Raw genomic sequence first — 15900 nt, 5'->3', positions numbered from 1 at the left:
CTTGCTGTCAGAACCGTTGCGGACGGAAGGGCGTGAGGTCGAGCGGCGGAGTCTGCCCGAGAACGAGATCGCGGATCAAGCGGCCGGTCGCCGCCGACTGGGTGAGGCCGAGATGGCCATGACCGAAGGCATAATAGATATTCGGCGCGCGCGCCGCGCCGATCACCGGCAGCGAATCCGGCAGCGACGGGCRATAGCCCATCCACTCGCGGCCGCCCGACGCGTCGAGCCCGGGCAGGAAACGCTTCGCCTTCTCCAGCATCGCCTTGGAGYGGGCGAAGTTGGGCGGCCGCTCGATGCCGCCAAGCTCGACGGCGCCGCCGACGCGTAAGCCGGTTTGCAGCGGCGTGATGACGAAGCCATGCCCAGAAAAGATCAGCTGCCGCTTCACGTCGAAGGCCGACACCGGTAGCGTCGTGTTGTAGCCGCGCTCGGTTTCGAGCGGGATGCGGTCGCCGAGATTTTTTGCCAGGAGATGCGACCAGGCTCCCGCGGCGACCAGGAGCTTGTTCGCCCTCCGCCTGGTGCCGTCGGCCAGAACGATCGTCGCGCCGTTTGCGCCTGCTTCGATGCGCTCCACCCGCGCATGCTCGAAACRGGCGCCGAGCTTCTCCGCATAGGCCCACACCGCCTTGCCGAGCAGCTTGGGATCGGCGACCGTCTTCCAGCCCGGCACGAAGGTGCCCTTGACGAAGCGCGGCGCCAGGCCCGGCTGGAGCGCGGCCATCTCTTCGCCCTCGACATGGCGGAAGCCGATGCCGAAACGCTGGCGCTCGGCCCAGCCCGGCAGCGAGGCGCGGAACTCCGCCTCGCTCTCGTAGAATTCCAGCGAGCCGTCCTCGCGCAGCATCGGCCGCGTGCCGGAGCGGTCGAGCAGGCCCATCCATTCGGCTTCGGCGAGCTTCATCATGCCGGCCTGCGTGGCGAGGCTCGTCTCATAGTGCTTCGCCGCGCCCGCGCGCCAGAAGCGGACCAGCCAGGGCAGGAGTTTCGGYAGATAGGCCGGCGGAATGGTCAAAGGCCCGAGCGGGTCGGCGAGCCATTTCGGCAATTGCCGGATCATCCCCTTATGCGCCAGCGGCAGCACGTCGGAGAAGGCGAAGGCGGCGGCATTGCCGGAGCTCGTCTCCTCGCAGATGCCGGTGCGGTCGAAGACGGTGACGCTGCGCCCCGCCTCCGAGAGCAAGGCCGCGGCGCAGATGCCGATGATGCCGCCGCCGACGATGGCGATGTCTTCCGCTTCTCCCCGCGAACGGGAGGAAGATGCCCGAAGGGCGGATGACGGGCCGCCCCCCTCCTCGGAATTTCCCTGCACGCGAATGCTACCTCTTATTCGGCCGCCACCAACTTGTCCGTCGATCGGGGAGACGTCTGCAGCGACGGCAGCTTCGGCCGCGCCGCCAGCGCATCCCGGACGATCTTTTCCACCGCCTTGCGGCGTTCGCCCGACAGCGGCTGGCGCGGCATGCGCACGCGGTCATTGGTACCGATCGCCAGCACTTCGGCAAGCTTGATGTTTTGGACCAGATAGGTCGACACATCGAGGTCGAGCAAGGGCCGGAACCAGCGGTAGATCGCCAGCGCCTCGTCTCGGCGGCCCTGCCGCATCAGCTGATAGATCGCGACCGTCTCGCGCGGGAAGGCGGTGACCAGGCCAGCGACCCAGCCGATGGCGCCGACCGACAGCGCCTCGAAGGCAAGGTTGTCGACGCCGGTGAAGAGATCGTAGCGGTCGCCGAACCTATTGATGATCTCGGTCGAGCGGCGGATGTCGTCGGAGGATTCCTTGATGGCGACGAAGCGCTTGTCCGACGCCAGCTCCTCCATCAGGTCGACGGTGACGTCGACGCGATAGGCGAGCCGATTGGAATAGATCATCACCGGCAGGTCGCCGGCCTCCGCCACGGCGCGAAGCGCCGCGACGGTTTCTTCCGGATTGGTGTGGTAGATCGAGCTCGGCACCACCATCAGCCCGTCGGCGCCTTCCTTGGCGGCGCGCCTCGCGATAGCAGCCGCCTCGCGGGTGCCGGGCTCGTTGACGGTCAAGAGCACCGGCTTCTTCCCGGCGACTTTCTGCGCCGTCTTCAGCACCTCGATCTTCTCGTCAGGCGACAGCATCGGCCCCTCGCCGAGCGAGCCGCAGACGATGATGCCGTCGCAGCCGGCCTCCATTTGCAGCGAATAACAACGCTCCATCTCGGCATGGTCGAGACGATCGTCGGCGGTGAATTTGGTCGTGACGGCGGGGAAAACTCCGGTCCACATGGCTGTCTCTCCGTTGATATATCAGTCGTATATCTATTAAGAGCTGGCTCGTCAATGCTGAATCCGTTATGATATATGAAAAATATATCAGGAGCCCGCCATTGATCTCCCCACTGATATCCGCTGACGCGAACACGAGTTTCGAGCCGGCGGCGACCAAGGCCTATCGCGCGCTGGAGCATATGATCGTCACGCTCGAGCTGGCGCCGTCGAGCTTCGTCACCGAAGGCGCGCTGATCGACCGGCTGGGTCTCGGACGCACGCCGGTGCGCGAGGCGATCCAGCGGCTGGCCTGGGAAGGGCTTCTCGACATCAGGCCGCGCGCCGGCATCGCGGTCGCGCCGCTTCACGCCGGCGACTGGCTGCGGGTGCTGGACGCGCGGCGCGGCATCGAGGTCGTGCTCGCCCGCTCGGCCGCCCGCTTCGTCACCCGAGAGGCCGCCGACCTGTTCCATGAGGCGGCGCTCGCGATGCAGAAGGCCGTGATCTCGGGCAACGTGCTTGCCTTCATCCAGGCCGACAAGGCGCTTGACGAGGCGCTGGCCATCGCCGCCGATAATCCCTTCGCGGCGCGTGTCGCCGCTCCCTTGCAGACCCACAGCCGCCGCTTCTGGTATCGCTACAAGGCCGACACCGGGCTGGCCGAATCGGCCGAGCACCACGTCGCGCTGATCCGCTCCATCCTCGACGGCGACGAGGAAGGCGCCGCCAAGGACGCCAAGAAATTGATGGCGCTGCTGCGCGGCCACGCCGAGGTCGCCGCGACCCGATAAGTCCACTCCAGGCGATGACTCTCAGCTCGCGCGCGGTCCGATATCTCCGGCTGGGTTAAGGCATGTCTCCCGAAGCGGGAACCGGTTTCGCGACGCGCTTTAGGCGCCTGGCATCGCCGCCCTGATCGTCGGGCTGTCCCAGCCCTCGCCGACCGACAGAACGCAACTTTGCCCCTTGGTATCGGAAGCGAGCACGGTCCAGCTGCCCTGGTCCGAGACAAAAATCTCGAGCACGACGTTCGGGTTGATCAGGCCGCGCCCGGCTTCGGTTTCGTGGAATTTGTCGCCAAGGGCCTTGATGATGTCGGCGCGCGCCGCGCATTGCGCCGCAGCACTCGCCGGCGCGGCTCCAAYGGTCAGCGTCGCCGCCAATATCGTGGCCATAAGAAATCGTGTCATCCGACACCTCCTCGCGCCAGACGAGACCCCGGCTGAACCGGCGCTGTTTGATTGCCTGCACGCATGGCAGGAATACAGCCTAAGGCGAATGGTGGTCTGTTGGTTCCATCACGCGGCGATGGAATTATTAGAAGATGCGTATGCTCTCTCGACGTGCCGCGCTTCGAATCGAGCACCTGAAGCTGTGCCGCGACGACGACGCGCCGAAAAAGCGAGAGGTTGACGCGGCATAAAAAGAAAGCGCGGTTCGCACCGCGCTTTCTCAATGTCTGCTTGGAAACCGTCGGGCTAGTTCATCGTCGGAATGACGAACTCGGCGCCGTCCTTGATGCCTCGCCGCGCGCCCGCAGCCACGAAGTGGCGAGGACGCGCAAACGAGGAAACCGTCGGGCTAGTTCATCGTCGGGATGACGAATTCCGCGCCATCCTTGATGCCCGACGGCCAGCGCGAGGTGACCGTCTTGGTCTTGGTGTAGAAGCGGAACGCGTCCGGGCCGTGCTGATTGAGGTCGCCGAAGGACGACGCCTTCCAGCCGCCGAACGTGTAATAGGCGATCGGAACCGGGATCGGCACGTTGACGCCGACCATGCCGACCTGAACGCGGCTGGCGAAGTCGCGCGCGGCATCGCCGTCGCGGGTGAAGATGGCGACGCCGTTGCCCATCTCGTGGTCGTTGGCGAGCTTGATGGCGTCCTCATAGCGCGGCGCGCGCACCACCGAGAGCACCGGCCCGAAGATTTCTTCCTTGTAGATGCGCATGTCGGCGGTGACGTTGTCGAACAGGCAGCCGCCCATATAGTAGCCGTTCTCGTAGCCCTGCATCTTGAAGCCGCGGCCGTCGACGACGAGCTTGGCGCCTTCCTTGACCCCGATATCGACATAGCCCTTCACGCGCTCCAACGCCTGCGCCGTCACCAGCGGGCCGAAATCGGCGGAAGAATCCGTCGAGGGGCCGACCTTCAGGCTTTCGACGCGCGGCACCAGCTTTTCCATCAGCCGGTTGGCGGTATCGTTGCCGACCGGGACCGCCACCGAGATCGCCATGCAGCGTTCGCCGGCCGAGCCGTAGCCGGCGCCGATGAGCGCATCGACCGTCTGGTCCATGTCGGCGTCGGGCATGATGATCATGTGGTTCTTGGCGCCGCCGAAGCACTGCACGCGCTTGCCCGATGCCGTGCCGCGCGAATAGATGTAGTGCGCGATCGGCGTCGAGCCAACGAAGCCGATCGCCTTGATGTCCGGATCGTCGAGGATGGCGTCGACCACTTCCTTGTCGCCGTTGACGACGTTGAGGATGCCGGCGGGAAGACCGGCCTCGATGAAGAGCTCGGCGATGCGGATCGGCACGCCCGGATCGCGCTCGGACGGCTTCAGGATGAAGGCGTTGCCGCAGGCGATGGCCGGCGCGATCTTCCACAGCGGAATCATCGCCGGAAAGTTGAACGGGGTGATGCCGGCGACGACGCCGAGCGGCTGGCGCATCGAATAGACGTCGATGCCGGGGCCGGCGCCGTCGGTGAACTCGCCCTTCATCATATGCGGCGCGCCGATGCAGACCTCGACGACTTCGAGGCCGCGCTGGATGTCGCCGCGCGCATCGGCGATGGTCTTGCCGTGCTCGCGCGCCAGGATGTCGGCCAGCTCGTCATAGTCGCGCTGGACCAGCTCGAGGAACTTCATCAGCACGCGCACGCGGCGCTGCGGGTTGGTGGCGGCCCATTTCGGCTGCGCCGCCTTGGCGTTCTCGACCGCGGCGCGCAGCTCCGCCTGCGAGGCAAGCGCCACCGTGCCGCGCACGGAACCGTCCATCGGCTGCATCACATCCTGCTTGCGCCCGCTGGTGCCGGCGACACGCTTGCCGCCGATGAAATGACCGTATTCGATCATGGTTTCTCTCCCTGGATTTGGTGATGGCGCATTGTCCGCCTTTGCGACGGCGATGGCAACGCGAGGAAGATCGCAACCGTTGTGCGGAAAATGGACAGCGGTGATGGAGTGTGCATTAATTGTCGCAAATGACAGCGTCGCTAAGATATCCCAAAGGGACAACAGATTGAGTTCCTTCGCGCCCCCCTCTGTCCTGCCGGACATCTCCCCCACTTGGGGGGAGATCAGCAGCTTTACCGCCGGCACCATCTCCTGCAACGCTGGTGATTGGCGAAAGCCGGCGAGGCATCCAATCTCCCCACTTGTGGGGGAGATGTCCGGCAGGACAGAGGGGGGCGCCACAGAACGCTCCGTTGATGATTGTCATCCAGGTCATCCCCATGAACTGGGATGACGTCCGCATCTTCCTCGCCGTGGCACGCGCCGGCCAGATCCTCGGCGCGGCCAAGCGCCTGGAGCTCAACCACGCCACCGTCTCGCGCCGCATCGCCGCGCTCGAGGAGGCGCTGCGCACAAAACTCTTCCGGCGGCTCACCACCGGCAGCGAACTGACGCCGGCCGGCGAGCGCTTCCTCGAGATCGCCGAGCGCATGGAAGGCGACATGATCGCCGCGCGCTCGACCATTGCCGGCGAGGGCGACGACGTTTCGGGCACGGTGCGCATCGGCGCGCCAGACGGCTTCGGCGTCGCCTTCCTGGCGAAACGGCTGGGCGAACTGACCGCCTTGCACCGCGAGCTCACCATCCAGCTGGTGCCGGTGCCGCGCTCCTTCTCCCTGTCGCGCCGCGAGGCCGATATCGCCATCACCGTCGAGCGGCCGACCGAAGGCCGGCTGGTGGCGGGCAAGCTGGTCGACTACACGCTCGGCCTCTTCGCCTCCCGAGGCTATGCCGAGGCCAATGGCCTGCCCAAGACGCCGGCCGAGCTCGGTCGGCACACGCTGATCGGCTATGTGCCGGACCTCATCGTCAGCCCCTCGCTCGACTACGCCGCCGAGTTCAGCCCCGAATGGCGCACCAGCTTCGCCATCTCCTCGGCGCTGGGCCAGGCCGAGGCGGTTCGCTCCGGCGCTGGCATCGGCATCCTGCACACCTTCGTCGCCCGCTCGATGCCGGAGCTGGTGCCGGTCGACATCGTCGCGCCCATCCGCCGCGCCTACTGGCTGGTCTATCATGAATCGGTCAGGCCGCTGCGCCGCGTCCAGCTGGTCGCCAACTTCATCACCAAGGCGGTGGAACGCGAGCGGGGCCTTTTTGTCTAATCCGCGTCGAGCACGAACGAGCTCACGATCTTCTCGGCCTCATCCGCAAGCGGCGCCCATTTGCGCTCTACCTCTTCGGAGTTGTCGCCCGCGACCCCGCAATCGACGAAACCGTAATGCGATCGGCGCAGTGTCAGCGCAATGCGGGAATGGCCGTAGAAGCTGACATTTTCGTCGGCATAGTGGAAATCCATGTCGGCCATGCGCACCGGATAGCCGTCCGGAAAATGCGCCAACCTGTCCTTGCGGAAGGCGGCCGACTGATAGGCTACGCCAACCATGGTCTGCCAGTTGCTCACCTGCCAATCTTCCTCCATGAACGCCCTGACGTCGGGTGGATTGTCGGGAGCGGTCGGATCGTAGGCATTTTCCGACACGCGGCAGGTGAGTCCTCGTTCGCCGGATTTGATCTTGAGCCGAATGGTGTTGTCAAAGGCGGTTTCGCTCGCCCATTCCTCGGGATAGGTCAGCGAAAAGCCGTGCTCCCTATCGTGAACGGTCTTGTCGTGAACGGTCTTGTCCGCGGCAAACGCCGCCGCGGCGCAGCTCAGACATGCGGCCACCGCCGCGAAAAGAAAAAGACGCATGCCAAAGTCCCCTCGCTGCGGCCGATCCTATCACAGGCAGTTGGTGGTTGCCGCCTTGCCTCCGCCACAAATTCAGCCACTGTGGCACCGGCGCGCTTCGTCATGCTGTGGCTGGGCGCGAGGGGACAATTTTCACAACGCGGGCGGAGAAATGCGAGCCGTTCTTGCCATTCTGCCGCTGCTTTTCCTGTCGGGCTGCGCCAATCCCTGGGCGAAGGTTCCGGAAGCGGAGCTGCCGAAGCCGATCCGCTATGCCATGTCGCGCCCCTCGCCTTTCGTCATCGGCAACTATTGCGGCCCGGGCACCCGCACCGGCGATCTGTCGGCCAAACCGGTCGACCGCCTCGACGCCGCCTGCCGGGTCCATGACGCCTGCTATATCGCAAGGCACGATCATTGCGACTGCGACGGCGCGCTCGTCGCCTCCGCCAGGAAGATCCGCGACGACAGGACGGCGCCGCGCAAGATGCGCCGCGAAGCCGAACTGCTGATCGCCACTTTCGCGTTTCCCGTCTGCAGGATCTTTCCGCAGGGCTTCCTGCCGCCGCGCGATCCTGCCCAGCTCAAGACCCTGAATGGGGCGGCTGGATGAGCTTCAGGCCGGCTCTCGCCAAGGCATTGCTTGGACTGGCGCTGGCGGTATTTGCCGGTTGCGCCGGCATGCCCGGGCATTCGGCCTGCGCCTTCTTCCCCGGCGACGACGCCTGCGGCCGCCTGCCCGTCTCGGCGGACAGCAGCGGCGAGGAGATAGCCGGAGCCCACTACTTCGCAGGCGGCAACGGCGCCTACGAGAAACAGTTCCAGGCGCTGCTCGCCCAAAGCCGCCTCGACGCGCTCGACCGCGCCAACGGCACCGGCCGCTTCGGCCGCGACTGGCGCGATGTCCAGAACAGCGGCTTCCACGCGATCTATCCGGCGCTGCAGCGGTTGGCCCGACCGCTCGACGACGCTGAGATTGCGCCGACACAAGGCAGGCCGGGCGAAGGCCGGTTCGCCGGCCGCTGGCGCATGTCGCGGCAGACGCTCTATCTCGATGCCGCCGCGCGGCCCTTGGCGCCCAAAACCTTCAGCTTCTCCGGCCTGCAGGCGCGTTCGGTCGAGATCGTGCTGCGCCAGGCGGGCCAACAGCCCGTCCACATCAGCGGCACCTGCGACGGCCCGCTCGCGATCCGCGCCTCGGGCCGATCCACCACCGTCGGCAGGGCCTCGCCATTCCATCTCAGCTTGCCAGCCGCGGAAACCTCCGTCAGCCTGTTCCCCGACGAGACGCTCAGCCAGTGCGATCTTCGCGTGACCTCGGCGCTGGCGCCGGCCGGCGCGCCGCTGACCCTGCTGCGGGAGGAGAGCGCGAATCCCTGGATCGCGAGGCTCGACAGCCGCTACGACCGCTGCCCGGTGCCCGATCCGGCGGGTATGGAGGAGCTCGACCGCGCCTTCTATGCCGGCCGCTGGTTGTCGCAGACCTGCGCGCTGCCTCTCGGGTCGCCGGCCCTGCTGCGCAAGTCGCGCGACGGTTTCAACGCCAAGGTCGAGGCCTTGCTCGGCAAGACGCTGCCGGACAGCGCCTTCGACAAGGCCGACCCCGAGCTGCCGCTCGATTTCGCAGACGCGCCGAAGCTCAGGCTGATCTATCTGTCGTCGCTGGAGTTCAAGGCGGATTTCTCCGGCCGCATCATGGAGCGGCTGATCCGCCATCACGCGGYACTTGGCACCAAGGTGCGCATCCTGGTGACCGACGTGCTGGAGCGGGAGAAGGACGACGCCATGCTGCACCGGCTGGCGGCGGAATTCCCCAATGTCGAGCTGCAGGAATATCGCTGGCAGGCCGACCACGGCGCGCCGTTCGACGAGCAGATCTCGCAGCTGCACAAGGTTCACCACATCAAGATGCTGGCGACGCTGGCCGAAGAGCCTGGACGCTCGCGCGTCATCATCGGCGGCCGCAACGTCCATGACGGTTTTCTGTTCCACAAGCCGGTCGACCTGACGCGCTATCCGGACCTGGAGCAATACGGCAAGACCGACGGCTTCTCGCTGAACTACTACTCCAACTGGAGCGATTTCGACATCGAGATCGCCGACCCGGCGACCGTCGAGACGCTGGCCGCGCATCTGTCGACCGTATGGCTGCGCGACGCCGACACCAATCTGTCGCGGCCGTTCTCCATTCCGGTCCGCTCCAGCGCGGCCCCGCGCGGCGTGGCGCGGCATTTCATTTCCGTGCCCTATGAGGACGGGCACGCGCTGGAGGCCTATTTCGTCGAGCTGATCGACACCGCCGAGCACCGCATCCAGATCGTCAATCCCTATCTCAACCTGACGCCCGATATTGCCCGGGCCTTCGACCGGGCGCTGGCCAGAGGCGTGAAGATCGATGTCGTCGGCCGCATCGACCTCAAGGGCGATATCGGCGGCCGGTTCCTCACCGCGCTCAACAAGCTGTTCGTCGAGAGATATGGCGACCGCATCGACATCCGCGAGTTCAAGGCGCCGGATGTCGTGCTGCACTCCAAGATCATGATGATCGACGAGAGGCTGGTCGCCATCTCCTCGGTCAACCTCAACAACCGCAGCTTCTTCCATGACTCGGAGAACGGCATGGTCGTGCTCGATCCGGCCTTCTATCGCCGCATGAAGCCGGTCTATGACGATTACCTCGCCCATTCGCGCCCGGTCGCCACCAACGTCACGATCGGCTGGGCCTACCGGCTGCTGTTCAGTGACACCTGGGTCAGGGAGGCGTTTTGAGGCCGCCCGACACCAACTAAGGTGTGCTGAGATTCAGGTCAGGCCGAGTCGAGAATGGCGGATTCCGAGAACCGGAGCGGAGCGTACTTGAAGTACGTGAGCACCGGAAGCGCAGGAAGCCGTCATTCGCAGGCCGGCCTGACCTGAATATCAGCGCACCTTTAGATGGGTTTCAGATACCGCTCGGGGCTCAGGTCGCGCGCGTTGATCTCCGGCACCCGGTTCGACATGATGTCGGCCAGCACCTTGGCCGAGCCGCAGGCCATGGTCCAGCCGAGCGTGCCGTGGCCGGTGTTGAGGTAGAGGTTGGCAACCTCGCTCAGTCCGACCAGGGGCGGTCCGTCCGGCGTCATCGGCCGCAAGCCGCACCAGAAGCTCGCCGCCTTGAGGTCGCCGCCGCCGGGGAAGAGGTCGCCGACAGAATGTTCGAGCGTGCGGCGACGCGATTCATGCAGGCGAAGATCATAGCCAGAAATCTCCGCCGTRCCGCCGACGCGGATGCGGTCGCCGAGCCTAGTGATCGCCACCTTGTAGGTCTCGTCCATGACGGTCGACACGGGTGCTGCCCCGGCATTGCTGATCGGCACGGTGATCGAATAGCCCTTCACCGGATAGACCGGAATCGGCCGCCCCAGCGAGCGCATGAATTGCGCCGAGTAGCTGCCCATCGCCATCACGAAGGCATCCGCGGACCTCCACCCGTGGTCGGTGAGCACATTGGTGAGGCGGTTGCGGTTCCTGACGATGCGCCGGATGGTCGAGCCGTATTCGAAGGTCACGCCGCGCGCCACGCAGAGTTCGGCGAGCTTGTCGGTGAACATCTTGCAATCGCCGGTCTCGTCGCCCGGAAGCCTGAGGCCGCCGACGAATTTGTCGCGCACCGCCGCAAGCGCCGGCTCGGCGGCGACACAGCCGTCGCGGTCGAGGATTTCGTAGGGCACGCCGTATTTCTTCAGCACCTCGACGTCGCCACCGGTGCCGTCGAGCTGTTTCTGCTTGCGGAAGAGCTGCAGCGTGCCTTTGGCCCGTTCGTCGTAGGTGATGCCGGTCGCCTCGCGCAGCGCCTTCAGCGTGTCGCGGCTGTATTCGGCGAGCGGCACCATGCGCGACTTGTTGAGCGCGTAGCGCTCGGCCGTGCAGTTGCGCAGCATCTTGAGGAGCCAAGTCCACATATGCGGGTCGAAAGCCGGCCGCACCACCAGCGGGCCGTATTTCATCAACAGCCATTTGATGGCCTTGACCGGGATGCCCGGCCCGGCCCAGGGCGAGGCATAGCCCGGCGACACTTCACCGGCATTGGCGAAGCTGGTTTCGAGCGCCGGCCCCGGCTGGCGATCGTAGACGGTCACTTCATGACCGGCCTCGGCGAGGAAGTAGGCGGTGGTGACCCCGATCACGCCGCCGCCCAGCACGATGACTTTCATTCCATGCTCCCTCAAAGGCCGATCATGCCGCCGAAGGGCCCGGATCGTCCCCTTCTGTCTGCCGGATTTTGCCGCGCCCGCCAAGGGGCCAGTCAGCGGTGGGAGCGCTGTGGACCAGCTTCAGGACGTGGCGAGGCCGTTCGGCGACGCGGTCCTGCACCGCTCGCCGCGCCGCCTCCGGCTGATAGGCCACCTCCTCGAGAAGGACCTCCTCGGCCGGGCCGTCGGCCCGCTCGGCCAGCGCCGATTGTCCCGCCCTCATGCCAAGCAGGCAGAGGCCGTGCCACGTGGCGACCGGCAGGCCGGAGCCGACGGGAGCAGATGCTTCGGCCTGCACCAGCGTCCGCGTCTGCGATGAACCGCCGCCGGCGCGGAAGATCACCCGGCTGTTGAGCGTGGCAAGGTCGGGCTCGACGRCTCCCGTCGCAATGACGCGGCTTTCGGCGAGCTTGCGTTCGAGCATCGGCGCGATCGGATCGGCAAACGCGCGACGGCGCATCAGCATCGCCTCGATCACCGCGAAGTCCTTGGCCGTCAGGCGATAGAAAGTCCCGGTCATGGCGCTCTCCGCGTTTGTTCGACGGCGTCGATCGTTGCCGAGAGGACCCGGCTGTCACGGCTGCGCCACGAAACCGTGCGTCCGGCCCGCGCGCCGATCAGCGCCGTTCCAAGCGGCGTCAACACCGATATGCGTTTTTCGGCGATATCGGCCTCCGCCGGATAGACCAGCGTCACCGTCTGGGTGCTCCCCTCCGGGTCCTGAAGCGTCACCGTCGAGCCCATCCGCACCACGTCGGCGGGCAAAGCCGCCTCGTTGGCGACCCTGGCGCGATCCATCTCGGCAAGCAGGTCCTCGGCCATATCGGGTACGCGGTCGAGAAAGGCCCTGGCGAGACTGCTCAGCCGGTCGTGGTCCGCCGCGCTGACAAGGATGGTGTTTCGCGAACGCGCTTGCGTTGCTGCATGCATGGCATACCTCATAATCCGGCGCATCGGTTGCCCGAATGCGCGCAAGCCGCCACGTCGAGGGCGGCGAACAAAGCCGGACCGCAAGGGCCGCAGGCTCGATGAAAATATCTGGAATTCAAACGCCCCGGTTCACGCGGCCGCCGGCATTGGCGGCCACGCCGGGGCTACGCTCCCGCGATGGGGCAAACCCTGAAGCAGGTTTTGATATAAGCGAGGTTGCTCATATCCCGAACCTTGCCGAGAAGCTCCGGCTTGTCAAGCAAGGCGCCTGTTTCAACCGCCGAGGTAGCGGCGGTGAAAGCGCGCACCCAGGCTGGTCAATATCTCATAGCCGATGGTGCCGGCATGGCCGGCCGCGTCGTCGACGCTTTGGGACGGACCGATGAGCTCGACGAGATCGCCCTCGCTGAGCCGGCCGGCGGGAAGCGCCGAAATGTCGAGGATGATCGAGTCCATCGACACGCGCCCGATGAAGGGCAACCGCACGCCCCCGAACCAGGCGGCCGAAGCGGCGCGCCGGTGCCAGCCGTCGCCATAGCCCAGCGAAATGGTCGCCAGCCTGAGCGGACCGTTCGCCTGGTGGGTGTGGCCGTAGCCGATGCCGGTTCCGGCGCCGATCGCGCGCGTTTGCGCCACCTTGGCTTGCAGCCGTATCACCGGCAGCATCGGATTGGCTTCGTAGGGCGTCGGATTGACGCCGTAGAGCGCGGCACCCGGGCGGGCGAGGTCGTAATGATAGGCCGGCCCGAGAAAGATACCGGACGAGTTGGCCAGGGAGGCTGGCGCCGCAGGCAGCAGCATGCGCAGCCGCTCGAATTCGCGCCGCTGCGTCTCGTTGGCCGCCTGTTGCGGCTCGTCGGCGCGGGCGAGATGGCTCATCACGAAACGGGTGCCGATGCCGTCGAAGGCGCCCGCCTCCCCCGCGACCGCCTCGACTTCCGCCGGCGCCATGCCGAGCCGGGCCATGCCGCTGTCGACCTGGATGGCGGCCGGCAGGCTCCGGCCCGCGCTCCGCGCGGTCTCGCGCCAGGCCTTCAATTGGACCGCGCTGTTGATGACCGGGAAAAGCCCGGCCGCCAAGGCTTCCGGTTCCGAACCCGGCGGCAGCCCGTTCAGCACGAAGATATCCGGCCCGGGACCGATCGCCTTGCGCAGCGCGATGCCCTCGCCGAGCAACGCGACGAAGAAGATGTCGCAGCCCTCTTTCGCCAGCGCCAAGGCCACTTGGGCGGCGCCGAGCCCATAGCCGTCGGCCTTGAGCACGCCGGCGCAGCGGACGCCGTTCAGCCGCGCCTTCAGCCGGCGATAGTTTTCCCGGATGGCCCCGAGGTCGATCGTCAGGATCGCTCCGGCGGCCGCCTCGCTCACCGTCGAGCCGCTGCTTGCGTCATGTGCCGGAAACCTGCGTCCGGTGTCGTCGTTCATGGCGACCCCCGCTTAAAGCATGTCTCCCGAAAGTGGGAACCGGTTTCGGGATAAAGACATGCGCCAAATCAAAAAACCTAAAGCGCATGGAGCGAACCTGAAAGATCGCGACGCGCTTTGGTGCATCGGCAATCAATACGGTCACAGCGCCGCCGCGACAACCGGGTGGCTATAGGGCCAGGTGCTCGAACGCCGCCACCACCTGCTCATAGACCTTGCGCTTGAACGGCACGATCAGCTCCGGCAGCTCCCGCATCGGCCGCCACGCCCATTCATCGAATTCGGCCGTGTGGCCGCCGGGCGGCGGATTGATCTCGATCTCGCTTTCGTCGCCCTCGAAGCGGTAGGCGAACCATTTCTGCGTCTGGCCGCGATAGCGGCCCTTGAAGGCGACGCCGACCAGATGCGGCGGCAAGTCGTAATTGATCCAGCGCGGCGCCTCGGCAAGCAGCGAAACGCTGCGCATGCCGGTTTCCTCGTAGAGCTCGCGCCCGGCGGCTTCGATCGGCTCTTCGCCCTTGTCGATGCCGCCCTGCGGCATCTGCCAAAGCTGCGTCGTGCCGGCGAACTCGCTGTCCGGTTCGGCGATGCGGTGGCCGACCCAGACCAGGCCTGCTCTGTTGAGGATCATCAGCCCGACGCAGGGACGATAGGGCAGCGTTTCGGGATCGATCTTCTTGGCCATGTGGATTTCCAGCCGTTTTGGGGATTGATTGCGCGAGGCGGGTAGAGTTATCCCTTTTGCGGATCAACAGCCACCGCCGAGATCGGCACGATCTCGATGCCGCGCTTCTTCGCTTCGGCGATCCAGGACGTCACCGTGTCGACGGTGATATCGAAGGCCGAACCGATGCCGACCGCCGAGCCCTTGGCCCGTGCCGTCGCCTCAAGGCTGTCCAGCTTCTTGAGGATTTCGCCGCGATCCTGCACGGCATCGATCGCCATGTCCCCGGCGGCGAACGGCACGCCGTCCTTCAAGGCAAGCTCGGGCGCAACGCTGCGCGCGGTAGACCCGTCGTCGATATAGGCAAGCCCCCGCTTCCCGAGCTCGGCCATGAACGGCTCCATCGCGTTCGCATCGGCCGAAAAGCGCGCGCCCATATAGTTCATCACGCCTGTGTAGTTGGTCGTGCGCGACAACGCCCAGTGCAGGCTCTTCAGGTTCTCCTCGGGACTGGCCGAGACCGTCAGCGTGTTGCGGCCGGGATTGACGTTGGGATAATCGAACGGCTCGAGCGGCACCTGCATGACGATCTCATGCCCGCTCTGCCTTGCCGCCTGCATCCAGCGGCCGATGCTGTTGCCTTGCGGCGCGAAGGCCAGCRTCACTTCGGCCGGCAGCTTGGCGATCGCCGCTTGCGTGCCGGTCTGCGACACCGCGAGCCCGCCGATAATAATCGCAACGCGCGCCCCGCGCGCCCCCGACCACGGCCGCGCATAGACGTCGAACGGCCTCCGGCCATCAGCAGAACGCATCGGCAACGGACCGGTGTCGCTGGCCTCGATCAGCGCCCTGTCCGGGATATGGGCGACCTTGAGGTTCTGGCCGAGCGTCGAGGGATCGCGGATGACGATCGCCGCTTTCGGCGGGCCGTCGCCCTCCTCGGTCTGGACGTGGATGATCTGTGGCCCGCCGCTCTTCATCGGCGTGCTGGCCTGCGGCGTTGCCGTGGCGACCGGAGCCGGTGCAGGCGCCAGCGCCGGCGTGGYGGGAGCAGCGACGACCTTCGGTGTCGAGACCGCCACCTCTTCCGGCTTGCGGAACGGCTTTTCACGCAGCGCGATCGCACTGGAGACGCCGATCACGGCAAGCACCGCGACCGCCGCGACAGCTGAGCCGCCGCCTATGCCGCGCCGCGCCGGCCGCTTGGGTGGGAGCGACTGTCCGAGCGGGCGTTCGATATCTTTGCCGATGTCTGCCAAGTTAAGTTCCCAGCACGCCGCCCCGTGAATGTCACGTTAAACGTGAGATCCTGCGCAACCTTCGGCGCTATACCCCAGACGCGTGGCGCCTAGATCAGGATGACGTTTCGTTGAACCGCCACCCCGATCTAAATTTTTGTTGGAGCATGATCTTTCCCGAAAACCGGTTCCCACTTTTCGGGATCATGCTCTTAGCCTCGGTCCCCGAATCAAACTGCCGGAACCTCGCGGTCCCGG

At 66.0% G+C, this 15900-nt stretch carries 15 protein-coding genes; 4 read left to right on the top strand and 11 right to left on the bottom strand.

Features of this window, described 5'->3' with window-relative positions:
- Window positions 1-7: 7 nt before the first annotated feature.
- Both LCM4577_RS11685 and LCM4577_RS11680 read right to left on the bottom strand, forming a co-directional pair.
- On the bottom strand, window positions 8-1315 hold the full coding sequence (locus LCM4577_RS11685) for an FAD-binding oxidoreductase (protein WP_244508298.1): 1308 nt from the start codon (window positions 1313-1315) through the stop codon (window positions 8-10).
- 14 nt (window positions 1316-1329) lie between these two features.
- On the bottom strand, window positions 1330-2265 hold the full coding sequence (locus tag LCM4577_RS11680; RefSeq protein WP_071071277.1) for a dihydrodipicolinate synthase family protein: 936 nt from the start codon (window positions 2263-2265) through the stop codon (window positions 1330-1332).
- A gap of 68 nt (window positions 2266-2333) precedes the next feature.
- Between LCM4577_RS11680 and LCM4577_RS11675 the strand changes: the two genes are divergently transcribed.
- On the top strand, window positions 2334-3038 hold the full coding sequence (locus LCM4577_RS11675; RefSeq protein WP_244508297.1) for a GntR family transcriptional regulator: 705 nt from the start codon (window positions 2334-2336) through the stop codon (window positions 3036-3038).
- A 99-nt stretch (window positions 3039-3137) separates the two neighbouring features.
- Here the strand turns inward: LCM4577_RS11675 and LCM4577_RS11670 are convergent, their stop codons facing one another.
- Together LCM4577_RS11670 and LCM4577_RS11665 are read right to left on the bottom strand one after the other, a co-directional pair.
- A complete protein-coding gene (locus LCM4577_RS11670) occupies window positions 3138-3437 on the bottom strand; it encodes a hypothetical protein (protein ID WP_071071276.1) in 300 nt (99 codons plus the stop codon).
- A 391-nt stretch (window positions 3438-3828) separates the two neighbouring features.
- Window positions 3829-5325: a CoA-acylating methylmalonate-semialdehyde dehydrogenase gene (locus LCM4577_RS11665; protein ID WP_071071275.1), complete on the bottom strand. Its 1497-nt coding sequence runs from the start codon at window positions 5323-5325 to the stop codon at window positions 3829-3831.
- A 380-nt stretch (window positions 5326-5705) separates the two neighbouring features.
- On the opposite strand from LCM4577_RS11665, the gene LCM4577_RS11660 reads away from it, so the two are divergent.
- The gene (locus LCM4577_RS11660) at window positions 5706-6587 is read left to right on the top strand and encodes a LysR family transcriptional regulator (RefSeq protein ID WP_071031483.1); all 882 of its coding nucleotides are present in this window, start codon (window positions 5706-5708) and stop codon (window positions 6585-6587) included.
- On the opposite strand, the gene LCM4577_RS11655 is transcribed toward LCM4577_RS11660, so the two are convergent.
- Window positions 6584-7174 carry a hypothetical protein gene (locus LCM4577_RS11655; protein ID WP_071071273.1) on the bottom strand — a complete coding sequence of 197 codons (591 nt, stop codon included), beginning with the start codon at window positions 7172-7174 and terminating at the stop codon, window positions 6584-6586. The genes LCM4577_RS11660 and LCM4577_RS11655 overlap by 4 nt on opposite strands.
- A gap of 151 nt (window positions 7175-7325) precedes the next feature.
- On the opposite strand from LCM4577_RS11655, the gene LCM4577_RS11650 reads away from it, so the two are divergent.
- Together LCM4577_RS11650 and LCM4577_RS11645 are read left to right on the top strand one after the other, a co-directional pair.
- Window positions 7326-7766, top strand: a complete 441-nt coding sequence (locus LCM4577_RS11650) for a hypothetical protein (protein WP_041001008.1) — start codon at window positions 7326-7328, stop codon at window positions 7764-7766.
- The gene (locus LCM4577_RS11645; RefSeq protein ID WP_071071272.1) at window positions 7763-9922 is read left to right on the top strand and encodes a phosphatidylserine/phosphatidylglycerophosphate/cardiolipin synthase family protein; all 2160 of its coding nucleotides are present in this window, start codon (window positions 7763-7765) and stop codon (window positions 9920-9922) included. The genes LCM4577_RS11650 and LCM4577_RS11645 overlap by 4 nt, the downstream gene beginning before the upstream one ends.
- A gap of 161 nt (window positions 9923-10083) precedes the next feature.
- On the opposite strand, the gene LCM4577_RS11640 is transcribed toward LCM4577_RS11645, so the two are convergent.
- The 6 genes from LCM4577_RS11640 to LCM4577_RS11615 form a co-directional block, all read right to left on the bottom strand.
- Window positions 10084-11391, bottom strand: a complete 1308-nt coding sequence (locus LCM4577_RS11640; protein ID WP_338012031.1) for a D-amino acid dehydrogenase — start codon at window positions 11389-11391, stop codon at window positions 10084-10086.
- Complete coding sequence (locus LCM4577_RS11635; protein ID WP_071071271.1) at window positions 11369-11905, bottom strand: nucleoside-diphosphate kinase; 537 nt, start codon at window positions 11903-11905, stop codon at window positions 11369-11371. The genes LCM4577_RS11640 and LCM4577_RS11635 overlap by 23 nt, the downstream gene beginning before the upstream one ends.
- A complete protein-coding gene (gene rnk / locus LCM4577_RS11630) occupies window positions 11902-12315 on the bottom strand; it encodes a nucleoside diphosphate kinase regulator (RefSeq protein ID WP_040991625.1) in 414 nt (137 codons plus the stop codon). Before rnk ends, LCM4577_RS11635 begins: the two co-directional genes overlap by 4 nt.
- Window positions 12316-12588: 273 nt before the next feature.
- Window positions 12589-13740, bottom strand: a complete 1152-nt coding sequence (gene alr, locus LCM4577_RS11625; protein WP_071071270.1) for an alanine racemase — start codon at window positions 13738-13740, stop codon at window positions 12589-12591.
- 169 nt (window positions 13741-13909) lie between these two features.
- On the bottom strand, window positions 13910-14425 hold the full coding sequence (locus LCM4577_RS11620) for an RNA pyrophosphohydrolase (RefSeq protein ID WP_041001020.1): 516 nt from the start codon (window positions 14423-14425) through the stop codon (window positions 13910-13912).
- Between the two features lie 47 nt (window positions 14426-14472).
- The gene (locus LCM4577_RS11615; protein ID WP_071071269.1) at window positions 14473-15663 is read right to left on the bottom strand and encodes a divergent polysaccharide deacetylase family protein; all 1191 of its coding nucleotides are present in this window, start codon (window positions 15661-15663) and stop codon (window positions 14473-14475) included.
- Window positions 15664-15900 lie beyond the last annotated feature (237 nt).

The organism is Mesorhizobium sp. LCM 4577 (genome assembly GCF_001854795.2).
GTDB classification, from domain to species: domain Bacteria; phylum Pseudomonadota; class Alphaproteobacteria; order Rhizobiales; family Rhizobiaceae; genus Mesorhizobium; species Mesorhizobium plurifarium.
This window is presented reverse-complemented; position numbering and strand designations above follow the sequence as displayed.